This window comes from Acinetobacter sp. WC-141 (genome assembly GCF_000313935.1).
Classification (GTDB): Bacteria; Pseudomonadota; Gammaproteobacteria; order Pseudomonadales; family Moraxellaceae; genus Acinetobacter.
Window position 1 is genome coordinate 114,069 of the sequence record NZ_AMSS01000034.1, and the last position, 12,116, is coordinate 126,184.

A 12,116-nucleotide genomic window follows, 5' to 3' on the forward strand; every position below is an offset into this window, starting at 1 on the left:
CCAAAAGATGATTTTCAGCACGCTTACTGTACTGGCGCATGAAACCGTTTTAAGCGTAATGCATTACCTAAAACAAAAACCGAAGAAAGTGCCATCGCCCCTGCTGCAAACATCGGTGAAAGTAACACACCAAATGCTGGATATAGGGCACCTGCTGCGATTGGAATCAGGGCAATGTTATAGACAAATGCCCAGAACAGGTTTTGGCGTATATTTCGCATGGTGGCTTTACTTAACGCAATTGCGTTCGGTACGCCTTTTAAACTACCTGACATCAACACAACATCGGCTGCTTCAATGGCAACATCTGTTCCTGTACCAATGGCTAAGCCAACATCTGCTTGCGCCAAGGCTGGAGCATCATTAATGCCATCGCCTACAAAAGCCAAGCGGCCATATTGTTTTTGCAGTTGGCGGACTGTATCGACTTTACCTTCAGGTAGAACCTCTGCGACAACCTCATCAATATTAAGTTTTTTCGCAATAGCCTGTGCAGTATGTCGGTTGTCTCCTGTAATCATGGCAACTTTTAGACCTAACTGATGCAAGGCCTCAATTGCAGCATAGGTTGTTTCTTTAATTGGATCTGCCACGGCAATAATTGCAGCAAGTTTTTGATCGACGGCGACATAAAGTGGTGTTTTGCCTTCTTCACCTAATTGAGCAGCAATCGCTTGGAATGAGCCAGTGTCTAAACCAAGTTGGTGCATATAACGGTCTGCGCCAATTTGTACTTTTTGGCCTGATACTTCAGCCTCAATACCTGAACCTGTAATCGAGTTAAATGCTGTTACTGGTAATAAGTTTATGCCTTCACTTTCTGCTGCTTGAACAATCGCGAGTGCAATTGGGTGTTCAGACTTGGCTTCGACTGAGGCAACTAAAGTTAGCACTTGTTCACGCTCAAAACCTGATTGCACATTAAAGTCTGTCAGTGTCGGTTTACCCTCGGTAAGTGTGCCTGTTTTATCAACGGCAACGACCTGTGCTTCTTGTAAAAGCTGCAAAGCTTCACCTTTACGGAACAAGACACCTAACTCAGCACCACGTCCAGTACCGACCATAATAGAAGTTGGCGTTGCAAGCCCCATCGCACAAGGACAAGCAATAATCAGTACCGCAACAGCATTCACTAAACCAAAAGTCAGCGCAGGCTCTGGCCCCCAAATAAACCAAACCAAGAAGGTAATTGCAGCAATTAACATCACTACAGGTACAAACCACATGGTGACTTTATCGATCAAGCCCTGAATTGGAAGTTTAGAACCTTGGGCTTGTTCAACCATGCGAATAATTTGTGAAAGTACAGACGAAGTCCCCACTGCGGTTGCCCGAATGTTTAGAGTACCGTTCTGGTTGACTGTACCACCGACCACCTGATGCCCTATTATTTTTTCAACTGGAACAGGTTCACCCGTAATCATAGATTCATCAATGTAGCTGTGTCCTTCGACTACTTCGCCATCGACTGGCACACGTTCACCCGGACGAATTTCTACAATAGTTCCACTGACTACTTCGGCAACAGCAACTTCCACCACTTGACCGTCACGCTGAATGCGGGCCGTTTTTGGTTGCATTCCCACTAAATGCTGAATAGCTTGTGAAGTACGACCTTTAGCTTTTGCTTCAAAATATCGCCCAAGCAAAATTAAACTGACAATAACGGCAGCCGCTTCAAAATAAACATTGACCGTGCCTTGGGGTAATACGTGTGGCAGAAAGGTTGCCACAATTGAAAAACTGTAGGCAGCCAAAGTTCCAACAGCAACCAGCGAGTTCATATCTGGTGCTAAACGCCAAAGAGCTGGAATCCCTTTTTGGTAAAAACGGCGACCAGGAAAAACGAGAACTAAAGTTGTTAAAACAAACTGTAAAAGCCAGCTATTGTATTGACCAATGGTGTGCATGACCCACATGTGAAAAGCTGGAATGAGATGTGAACCCATTTCCAAAATAAACACAGGTAAGGCCAATACAATCGAAATGATTAAATCTTTTTTAAGCTGATCTAACTCTGACGCTTTTTTGTCGAGCTGCTCATCTTGATTTTTTTCAGATGCTTTCGCGTCGTAACCTGCTTTTTTAACAGCACGAATTAAGTCTTCGACATTGACTGAATTATCTGCCTGCACCCAAGCCTGCTCTGTTGCTAAGTTGACTGTGGCTTCTTGAACGCCGTCTACTTTTTTTAGGGCTTTTTCAACTCGTGCAACACAAGATGCACAGGTCATGCCCTCAATAGACAACTCCACTGGCGCAGCTTTAGGAACATCATAACCTGCTCGCTCAACTGCTTTAACCAATGCTTCACGCTGAATCGGTTGATTTGAATAAACAACGGCTTTCTCTGTTGCCAAATTAACATTGGCAATTTCTACATTTTCAACTTTCTTAAGTGCTTTTTCGACACGACCTACACAGGAGGCACAAGTCATGCCTTCGATTGGAAGTGTTTCACTATATGCTGGCAATTTTGTGTTTTTTGAGTCCATCAAACACCTCTGCAAATTTGCAAAATTTAATATTCTGTATTGAGCATACAGATTCCCATCATGGGAAGGTCAAGCATATTTTTTTAAAAATTGGTCTTGACCTTACAATCATGACAAGGTTTAGACTCTGTGTTATCCAAACAAACATCTCATTCTTGATGGAGTATGAACATGAAACTACTTATTGAAAATATGACTTGTGGTGGCTGCGCTCGTGGTGTGACAGCAACGATTCAAGATATCGACCCTAATGCAAAAGTAGATGTAGACTTAGCGACTAAAATCGTAACTGTTGAAAGCAGTGAAAGCGTCGATAAAATTACTGAAGCACTTGAAGAAGATGGTTTCCCAGCTCAAGTGCAATAAAATATAAATACTCCGCATAGCTTCAGCTTTTGAGGCTATGCACTTACTTTATTTAAAAATCGATACCGTCTGAATCATCTATTGGGTTTTGATCGAGCGTGAAAACGGTGCGTTTATATGGAATACCTTCAAGATCATACACCTGATAAATACAATCAAATAAAAGCTGTAAGTCTTCACTTCGGTCCATTGCCCGCGCCGTAATAAAAATTGGACTAACTGCTCCATTGTCGAGAATTGGAATGTAATTTAAATGAGGAAAGCGAATGGTATCGGCACTTGCAGGAATAATACATAAACCTTCTCCCGCTGCGACTAAGCCCAAAGCCAGCTGAATTTCCCGTATTTCATGCATATTTTTTGGAACCAAACTGTGTTCGGCAAAAATATTCAAAAGCTGAGTCGAAAAATTGGGTTTCGGCGAAGTGGGATACATAAACATCTTTTCATCAATGAGATCGGCCAGATATACCCCTTCGGTACGCTGAGCAATCGGATGACTCGTATGCGCAGCAACCACCAAGCGTTCTTTACGTAGTAAAATACGTCTCACCGCAGGATCACTAATTCTTAGACGTCCAAATCCAACATCAATACGCCCTTCTTTTAATGCCTGTAGTTGCTCGGTCGTACTTAACTCCATCAATTGAATATTCAAATGAGGTTGCTGTTGCCGAAATAGATAAATGATTCGAGGCAATAAACCATAGAGTAAAGACCCGACAAAACCAATCGTCACACTACGTTCAATCAGACCAATACGTTTAGTCATACTTTTTATTTCTTCAGCATTCGACAAAAGTTTAAGAGCATGCTGATAAAAGAAATGTCCGGCTGGGGTTGTCTGTAAAGGACGGCTTCCGCGCTCAAACAGTTGAATTCCAAGCTCACTTTCCAAATTTTGGATCTGCCGACTCAAAGGTGGTTGAGCAATAAATAGTTTTTCCGCGGCTTTTGTAAAGCTCTGCTCTTCAACAACAGCCACAAAATACCGTAAATGTCTTAGTTCCATAAGGCTTCCATACCTTTAAGATATAAAAAAATGCAAATTCAGTCTTAGACACAGTTTAACCATTCTTTTAAGGTATATACAAGCAACAAACCGATGAAGTGATGAATTGCTTTGTGAAAAGCCTTCTTGCCAATCTTCCAGTGATTCATCTTCATCAATTCACGGTTAAATACCCATCGCGCTCATGCGCACATTGACAATATTAGGATATCAAGACCTTGTAGATCGTAGCTAAGGCCTTGGTGACTTCCACACTTTTGGAAAGTCGGAGAACGGACATGCCACGTATTCCTGTAATCAATACTAGCCATCTTGACCGTATTGATGAATTACTTGTAGATAATATCGATACAGGTGAATTTAAACTTCATCGCTCAGTGTTTACTGACGAAGCCCTATTTGACCTCGAAATGAAATATATCTTCGAAGGTAATTGGGTTTACTTAGCACACGAAAGCCAAATTCCAAATAATAACGACTACTACACCACTTACATTGGTCGTCAGCCGGTCATTATTGCCCGCAACCGTAACGGCGAACTCAATGCCATGATCAATGCGTGTTCACACCGCGGAGCACAACTTTGCCGTCACAAGCGTGGTAACAAAGCAACATATACCTGCCCTTTCCACGGTTGGACGTTTAACAACTCAGGTAAATTACTCAAGGTTAAAGATCCAAGCGAAGCTGGTTACTCGGACTGCTTTAACCAAGAAGGCTCACATGACCTTAAAAAAGTGGCTCGTTTTGAGAGCTACAAAGGTTTCTTATTTGGCAGCTTAAACCCAGATGTTCCTTCTCTTGAAGAGTTTTTGGGTGAAACCACCAAAATCATCGACATGATTGTTGACCAGTCTGAACATGGTTTAGAAGTTTTACGTGGTTCATCTACCTATACTTATGAAGGCAACTGGAAACTCACTGCTGAAAATGGTGCCGATGGTTATCATGTTTCTGCTGTTCACTGGAACTACGCAGCAACGACTCAACACCGTAAAGAAACTCAAGCTGCCGATAATATCCGTGCGATGAGTGCAGGTTCTTGGGGTAAACAAGGCGGTGGCTCTTATGGCTTTGAAAATGGTCACATGTTGCTTTGGACACAATGGGCAAACCCAGAAGACCGTCCAAACTTCCCGAAAGCAGATGAATACACCGAAAAATACGGTGAAGCGATGTCGAAATGGATGATCGAGCGTTCACGTAATTTGTGTCTCTATCCAAACGTTTATTTGATGGATCAGTTCGGTTCGCAAATTCGTGTACTTCGCCCACTTTCGGTCAATAGAACCGAAGTCACCATTTACTGTATCGCGCCTAAAGGGGAAGCACCCGAAGCTCGCGCACGTCGTATCCGTCAATATGAAGATTTCTTTAATGCCTCAGGTATGGCAACACCAGACGATTTAGAAGAATTTCGTGCTTGTCAGGCAGGCTACGCAGGTATTGCACTTGAATGGAATGACATGTGCCGCGGTTCAAAACACTGGATTTATGGACCAGACGATGCAGCAAACGAAATCGGTTTAAAACCAATGTTAAGTGGTATCAAAACTGAAGATGAGGGTCTTTATCTTGCCCAACATCAATATTGGTTACACACCATGAAACACGCGATTGCATCAGAGAAAGAAATTGCTGATCAGGGAGAAACAGCATGAGCACTCAAGACAAAGCAACTTTAGAAAATATTGCTCAGTTTCTCTATCGTGAAGCTCGTTTTTTAGATGATGAACAATGGGATGACTGGATTGAATGCTATGCACCGGAAGCCTCTTTCTGGATGCCAGCTTGGGACGATGACGATAGATTAACTGAAGACCCGCAATCTGAAATTTCACTGATTTATTATCCAGATCGTCAAGGTTTAGAAGATCGTGTGTTCCGTATTAAAACCGAGCGCTCATCTGCAACCATGCCGGACACGCGCACAAGCCACAATATTGCTAACGTTGAAGTTCTCGATCGCGACGGCGACAAAGTCACTGTTCGCTTTAACTGGAATACCTTGAGTTTCCGTTACAAGACAAATTACAGCTATTTCGGTATGTCACGTTATGTGATCGATTTTTCAGGTGATCAACCAAAAATCTTGAGCAAGTATGTCGTTTTGAAAAATGACTACATCAATCAAGTGATTGATATCTACCACCTTTAAGACATACCCCCTCAGTTAAACGGACTGTTGGCTGAGGGTAAAAGTTTCAAATATTTTGTAGGATACATGCCATGTCAAACCACAATATCGCACTTCAATTTGAAGATGGTGTTACACGTTTCATTAACGTAGCTCAAGGCGAAACCCTATCTGACGCAGCCTATCGCCAAAAAATTAATATTCCTTTGGATTGCCGTGACGGTGCATGTGGAACTTGCCGCGCATTTTGCGAATCCGGCAGTTATGACATGCCAGAAGAAACCTATATTGAAGATGCATTAACTGCAGAAGAAGCTGAGCAAGGCTATATTCTTGCTTGCCAATGTCGCCCAACTTCAGATGCCGTATTTCAAATTCAAGCCTCATCAGATGTTTGCAAAACAGAAATTCATAGCTTCCAAGGTACATTAGCCCGCGTTGAAAACTTATCAGATTCAACCATCACATTTGATATTCAACTTGATGAAGGCCAGCCGGATATTCATTTCCTTGCAGGTCAATATGTGAATGTTGCAATTCCTGAAACTGGCGAAACCCGTTCATATTCATTTAGCTCAAAGCCAGGCAACCGCTTGACTGGCTTTGTAGTACGTAACGTACCGAACGGCAAGATGAGTGAATTCTTAAGCAAAAATGCCCAAGCCGGTGACAAAATGACGTTTACCGGTCCATTCGGTAGCTTCTATTTACGCGATGTAGCGCGTCCAGTGCTAATGCTTGCAGGCGGTACTGGTATTGCCCCATTTATGTCGATGTTACAAGTGCTTGAAGAAAAAGGATCAGAACAGCCTGTTCGCTTAGTCTTTGGCGTAACCAATGACTTTGATTTGGTTGCTTTAGAGAAACTCAATGAGTTGCAAGCGAAATTCCCATGGTTTGAATATCGAACTGTAGTTGCAAGCCCTGAGAGCAACCATGAACGCAAAGGCTATGTCACCAGTCATATTGAAAGTGAATGGTTAAATGGCGGTGACGTCGATGTTTATCTATGTGGCCCAGTACCGATGGTAGAAGCTGTACGTGGCTGGTTAGAAACTGAAAATATCAAACCTGCTAATTTCTTGTTTGAAAAATTCTCTGCGAATTAATAGGTGGAGAAATTATCTATGTCAAACCGTCAAAGATTTACCGATAAGGTCGTGATTGTTACGGGTAGTGCCCAAGGTATTGGTCGTGGTGTGGCACTGCAAGTTGCAGCTGAAGGCGGCCAAGTCATCATGGCTGACCGCTCTGAATATGTTGAAGAAGTTCTCAAAGAAATTCAGAGTTCAGGTGGCGATGCTGTCACGATTAATGCTGACCTTGAAACCTATAAAGGTGCACAAGCGGTTGTTGCAAAAGCCATCGAACATTATGGTCAGGTAGATATCCTGATTAATAACGTAGGCGGCGCGATCTGGATGAAACCTTTTGAAGAATTTTCCGAAGAAGAGATCATTAAGGAAGTAAATCGCTCATTGTTCCCAACTTTATGGTGCTGCCGTGCTGTATTGCCCACCATGATTAAGCAACAATCGGGCGTTATTGTAAATGTATCTTCAATTGCAACCCGTGGTATTAACCGTATTCCCTACTCAGCATCTAAAGGTGGGGTAAATGCTTTAACAGCATCGCTTGCTTTTGAACATGCCAAAGATGGAATTCGAGTCAATGCTGTTGCGACGGGTGGAACCGAAGCACCACCTCGCAAAGTACCACGTAATGCCAACCCGTTAAGTCAAAATGAAAAAGACTGGATGCAGCAAGTAGTTGATCAAACAATAGATCGAACATTTATGGGCCGTTATGGCACAATTCAAGAACAAGTGAATGCAATTTTATTTCTTGCATCAGACGAAGCATCCTATATGACTGGCTCGGTTATTTCAGTCGGAGGTGGAGATCAGGGTTAACCCTGATCTTTTTGCATGATTGGGTAAATAATATGATTTGCATGGAGGCAATCACACATGGCAAACCTGTTCAAGACATTAAAAAATGACTGGTCTATATCAGCAACAGTTGCTGGCTTTCTTGCAGTTTTAATTTCCTACTCAGGCCCACTGATTATTTTTTTCCAAGCTGCTCAGCGTGCCCATGTGTCCACCGATATGATGGTGTCATGGATTTGGGGAATTTCAATTGGCGCCGCCGTTTCAGGTATTTATCTTTCAATTAAATATAAAACGCCTGTCATTACCGCATGGTCTGCACCGGGCACTGCCCTATTGGTTACCCTCTTTCCAAATGTCTCACTAAATGAAGCAGTAGCCGCCTATATTACTTCTGCCATCGTTATTTTTTTAATTGGCGTTACAGGTTACTTCGACAAATTACTGAAGTGGATTCCACAAGACGTCGCTGCGGGCATGATGGCTGGTATTCTTTTTCAATTTGGTATTGGTCTATTTACCTCGTCTGATAGCATGCCTTTTATTGTTTTTAGCATGCTCATTGTCTTTTTAATTGCCAAACGTTTAATGCCACGCTACACCATGATTTGGGTGTTAACTGCCGGAGTTTTATTAAGCCTTATTTTAGGCAAAATGAATCCGGTTGATGTGAGTTTTAGTTTAGCTATTCCACAGTGGATTAGCCCAGAATGGACATGGAACTCAACATTGAACCTCGCCGTTCCTCTCATTTTAGTCAGCCTAACCGGCCAATTTTTACCGGGTATGGCGATAATGAAACTCAGCGGTTACGACACCCCAGCCAAACCCATTATTACTGTCACCAGTATTGCCTCTTTAGCTGTTGCCTGCGTCGGCGGTATTACCATTGTGCTTGCATCAATTACAGCTGCTTTATGTATGGGCAAAGATGCACATGAACTGAAAGAAAAACGGTATATCGCAGGAATCGCCAACGGGATTTTTTATATTTTAGGTGGCTTATTTGCTGGCAGTATTGTCATGCTATTTAGCTTACTTCCTAAAGAGTTGGTTGCAGCACTGGCAGGTTTAGCTTTATTAGGTGCTATTGCCACCAATATTTCTGTTGCCATGAAAAATGATAGTCAACGTGATGCTGCACTTATTACCTTTTTAGCCACAGCATCAGGCATGCATTTTCTAGGATTAAGCTCAGTGTTTTGGGGTATTTGTATTGGTGTAATCGCCCATTTCATTCTTACACCACGATCAGCTCCCATCACAAATTAAGTTTTTTATCTAAGCGCCTACCACTAAAATAAAGCCTCAATCGCCACATCAGGATGCAAATAATTTGCTAATTCTGATGTGGCGATTTTTATTAAATATAAATTAAGTTTCATTTTTAAGATGAATCTCTAAAATAATTAAATAATAGACTTTAGTATTTTGTATTTATATTTTCACTTCAAATCTTAATATAAATTTAACGATATTTTTAAGTGTGATTATCATCAATAAAATCTATAAAAAAACATCTATAAAATCCTTAGAATTCTCATAATACAATATTCAACTCCATTTTAAACATTGTAATAAGACCAAACTACCAACTTAAAATAAATCATATTTTTCAAAAACTTAATCCAACAAAAACAAAATACCTAAAAGACATAAAGATATATCAATTAGGTTTTTGACTCTAATCCAATAACAAAATAGTTTATTAAAAAATAACGCGATGCTTCACAAATTGGAGGTGAAGAAAATGGATACGAGCAAGGTTAATATTAATGAGTTAATTGATAAAGCCAGTTTTACATCTTTTCATTGGAAAGTTTTAATCTGGTGCTTACTTATTATTATTTTTGATGGATATGATTTAGTTATTTATGGGGTTGCTCTTCCTCTGTTAATGCAGCAATGGTCATTAACTGCGGTAGAAGCTGGTTTACTCGCCAGTGCTGCTCTATTCGGGATGATGTTTGGTGCCATGATTTTCGGCACACTTTCAGACAAACTGGGACGTAAAAAAACCATCCTGATTTGTGTCACCTTATTTAGCGGATTTACCTTTATAGGTGCCTTTGCCAAAGGACCAACTGAGTTTGCTATTTTACGCTTTATTGCAGGCCTTGGGATTGGTGGCGTTATGCCAAACGTCGTTGCACTTATGACCGAATACGCACCCAAAAAAATCCGCAGTACTTTAGTCGCAATTATGTTTAGTGGCTATGCAATTGGCGGCATGACATCAGCGCTACTTGGTGCATGGCTCGTGAAAGACATGGGCTGGCAAATCATGTTTTTAATTGCGGGTATTCCCCTGTTATTGCTCCCACTTATTTGGAACTTTTTACCTGAATCTCTCACCTTTTTAGTGAAATCGAACCATAGCGAACAGGCAAAAAGTATTGTTTGTAAAATTGCGCCAGAAATGCAAGTAACCGCCAATACACAGCTGGTGTTAAATGAAAGTACCACAACAGATGCGCCTGTCCGTGCACTTTTCCAACAAGGCCGTACCTTCAGCACATTTATGTTCTGGATTGCTTTCTTTATGTGCTTACTCATGGTGTATGCCTTAGGAAGCTGGCTACCTAAACTCATGCTGCAAGCGGGCTACTCATTAGGTGCAAGTATGTTATTCCTCTTTGCACTTAATATTGGCGGCATGGTCGGTGCAATTGGTGGCGGTGCTTTAGCGGACAGATTTCATTTAAAACCTGTTATTACAATCATGTTTATTGTGGGATCAGCAGCTTTAATTCTGCTTGGCATTAATAGTCCGCAATTTATTTTATATAGCCTGATTGCAATTGCTGGTGCTGCCACAATTGGTTCGCAAATCTTACTCTATACTTTCGTTGCACAGTTCTATCCGACAGCACTTCGTTCAACTGGCATGGGCTGGGCATCTGGAATTGGCCGTATCGGTGCGATTATCGGACCAGTTTTAACCGGCGCCCTACTCACACTTGAGCTTCCTCACCAAATGAATTTCTTAGCGATTGCAATTCCGGGTGTGATTGCTGCACTTGCAATATTTATGGTCAATCTCAAAGCCTCTGTTGCCGCACAAACGCCATCAACTTTTAACCCTCAAAACACAATTACTCAGCAGTAAATATAAATGCGCCGAGGACTGGCGCATCTTTTTGGAAATGGATTATGGAATTATTACACCGCTTTCAGCCACATGCTTTAACTTTTGCGACCTTAGTGTTGATGTGTGGCAATTCATTCGCTGCAAATCCAAATCAGCAGCCCGAAGATGAATGGAAATTCACTTTAAAAAACGCCTATATCAATCGTAATTTTGATAATGATGCACTCAAAGATACGGGCAGCTGGTCTCAGGCAGCATCATTATTTTATAAATCGAAAATGCACGACACTCCACTAGTTATTGCAGACAAGCCCATTACGATTGGTGCCGATGCTTCCGTTCAATACGCCGTTCGCTTAAGTTCGGACAAACACGTTGCCGACACAGTTTTGCCTTTTAATAAAGAAACACAATCTCAAGCATCTGACTTTTTAAAATACGGCGCGACCTTAAAACTGGGCTACGACAAAACCCTTTTAAGTGTCGGTGAACTCTGGTTAGACCTACCTGTAACGGCTGTAGATGCGAGCCGACAATTACTTGCCTCTTATTGGGGAACCAATCTTAAATCACAACTTTCAGATCAGCTTTATGCAGAAATTGGTCGGATTGAAAAAGTATCACCACGAAATGAAGAAGATTTTAAAAAGTTTTCTTTCACATCAAATGGAATAACCAAAGAATCTGATGGCTTAAATTATATTGACCTGCGCTATCAATTTACGCCGTCTTTAAAGGGCGAATATTACTTTGGCAATTTGGAAGACCTCTACAACAAGCACTATGTAGGACTTGAGCATAATTGGAAACAACCTAATTTTGCGCTTACTTCTAAGTTTAAATACTTCAATGCAAAAGATGATGGCAATACTTTTGATATTGATGCGCAAAACATTGGAGTGCTAGAAACGCTTAAAGTAAAAAACCATACCTTTGGGTTAGGCTACCAACAGATTATCGGTGAATCGGCTTACCCGTTACCGGACGGTTTTTTACCAGAGACTTATTTCATTAACTGGAACGCTACTGGTTTCTTTAAAGAAGATGAAAAGTCTTACCATGTGATGTATGGCTACGATTTTAAAGATTATGTGCCAGGCCTAAACGCGATGGTGAAATATGT

The 12,116-nt window shown here is 41.5% G+C and carries 10 protein-coding genes and 1 pseudogene; 8 read left to right on the forward strand and 3 right to left on the reverse strand.

Going from position 1 to position 12,116, the window contains the following annotated elements:
- Positions 1 to 23: 23 nt before the first annotated feature.
- A complete protein-coding gene (locus ACINWC141_RS05845) occupies positions 24 to 2,495 on the reverse strand; it encodes a heavy metal translocating P-type ATPase (RefSeq protein ID WP_009389000.1) in 2,472 nt (823 codons plus the stop codon).
- Between the two features lie 165 nt (positions 2,496 to 2,660).
- Here ACINWC141_RS05845 and ACINWC141_RS05850 point away from each other — a divergent pair, with 165 nt between their 5' ends.
- Positions 2,661 to 2,861 (forward strand): heavy-metal-associated domain-containing protein, encoded by a 201-nt coding sequence (locus ACINWC141_RS05850; RefSeq protein ID WP_077162564.1) that lies wholly within the window; start codon positions 2,661 to 2,663, stop codon positions 2,859 to 2,861.
- Between the two features lie 52 nt (positions 2,862 to 2,913).
- On the opposite strand, the gene ACINWC141_RS05855 is transcribed toward ACINWC141_RS05850, so the two are convergent.
- A complete protein-coding gene (locus ACINWC141_RS05855; protein WP_004702719.1) occupies positions 2,914 to 3,873 on the reverse strand; it encodes a LysR family transcriptional regulator in 960 nt (319 codons plus the stop codon).
- A gap of 44 nt (positions 3,874 to 3,917) precedes the next feature.
- Positions 3,918 to 4,028, reverse strand: a complete 111-nt coding sequence (locus ACINWC141_RS19415) for a hypothetical protein (RefSeq protein WP_081400032.1) — start codon at positions 4,026 to 4,028, stop codon at positions 3,918 to 3,920.
- Positions 4,029 to 4,151: 123 nt separating this feature from the next.
- Between ACINWC141_RS19415 and benA the strand changes: the two genes are divergently transcribed.
- The 7 genes and pseudogenes from benA to ACINWC141_RS05890 all read left to right on the forward strand — a co-directional run.
- On the forward strand, positions 4,152 to 5,534 hold the full coding sequence (gene benA, locus ACINWC141_RS05860) for a benzoate 1,2-dioxygenase large subunit (protein ID WP_009389073.1): 1,383 nt from the start codon (positions 4,152 to 4,154) through the stop codon (positions 5,532 to 5,534).
- Positions 5,531 to 6,050 (forward strand): annotated as a pseudogene (gene benB, locus ACINWC141_RS05865) (benzoate 1,2-dioxygenase small subunit). The gene benA and the pseudogene benB overlap by 4 nt, the downstream one beginning before the upstream one ends.
- A 52-nt stretch (positions 6,051 to 6,102) precedes the next feature.
- Complete coding sequence (gene benC, locus ACINWC141_RS05870) at positions 6,103 to 7,119, forward strand: benzoate 1,2-dioxygenase electron transfer component BenC (protein ID WP_009389085.1); 1,017 nt, start codon at positions 6,103 to 6,105, stop codon at positions 7,117 to 7,119.
- Positions 7,120 to 7,137: 18 nt separating this feature from the next.
- A complete protein-coding gene (locus tag ACINWC141_RS05875; RefSeq protein WP_009389021.1) occupies positions 7,138 to 7,923 on the forward strand; it encodes a 1,6-dihydroxycyclohexa-2,4-diene-1-carboxylate dehydrogenase in 786 nt (261 codons plus the stop codon).
- A gap of 57 nt (positions 7,924 to 7,980) precedes the next feature.
- The gene (gene benE / locus ACINWC141_RS05880) at positions 7,981 to 9,174 is read left to right on the forward strand and encodes a benzoate/H(+) symporter BenE (RefSeq protein ID WP_009388795.1); all 1,194 of its coding nucleotides are present in this window, start codon (positions 7,981 to 7,983) and stop codon (positions 9,172 to 9,174) included.
- 478 nt (positions 9,175 to 9,652) lie between these two features.
- Positions 9,653 to 11,011: an aromatic acid/H+ symport family MFS transporter gene (locus ACINWC141_RS05885; RefSeq protein ID WP_009389039.1), complete on the forward strand. Its 1,359-nt coding sequence runs from the start codon at positions 9,653 to 9,655 to the stop codon at positions 11,009 to 11,011.
- A gap of 44 nt (positions 11,012 to 11,055) precedes the next feature.
- Positions 11,056 to 12,116: OprD family outer membrane porin (locus tag ACINWC141_RS05890; RefSeq protein ID WP_009388786.1), on the forward strand; the 1,061-nt coding region annotated here is incomplete at its 3' end.

Excerpts from the sequence above, each read along its gene's own strand:
- ACINWC141_RS19415 (WP_081400032.1), bottom strand. The coding sequence starts at position 4,028 with ATGAAGATGAATCACTGGAAGATTGGCAAGAAGGCTTTTCACAAAGCA.
- ACINWC141_RS05875 (WP_009389021.1), top strand. The coding sequence starts at position 7,138 with ATGTCAAACCGTCAAAGATTTACCGATAAGGTCGTGATTGTTACGGGT.
- ACINWC141_RS05850 (WP_077162564.1), top strand. The coding sequence starts at position 2,661 with ATGAACATGAAACTACTTATTGAAAATATGACTTGTGGTGGCTGCGCT.
- benE (WP_009388795.1), top strand. The coding sequence starts at position 7,981 with ATGGCAAACCTGTTCAAGACATTAAAAAATGACTGGTCTATATCAGCA.
- ACINWC141_RS05845 (WP_009389000.1), bottom strand. The coding sequence starts at position 2,495 with ATGGACTCAAAAAACACAAAATTGCCAGCATATAGTGAAACACTTCCA.
- ACINWC141_RS05855 (WP_004702719.1), bottom strand. The coding sequence starts at position 3,873 with ATGGAACTAAGACATTTACGGTATTTTGTGGCTGTTGTTGAAGAGCAG.
- benC (WP_009389085.1), top strand. The coding sequence starts at position 6,103 with ATGTCAAACCACAATATCGCACTTCAATTTGAAGATGGTGTTACACGT.
- benA (WP_009389073.1), top strand. The coding sequence starts at position 4,152 with ATGCCACGTATTCCTGTAATCAATACTAGCCATCTTGACCGTATTGAT.
- ACINWC141_RS05885 (WP_009389039.1), top strand. The coding sequence starts at position 9,653 with ATGGATACGAGCAAGGTTAATATTAATGAGTTAATTGATAAAGCCAGT.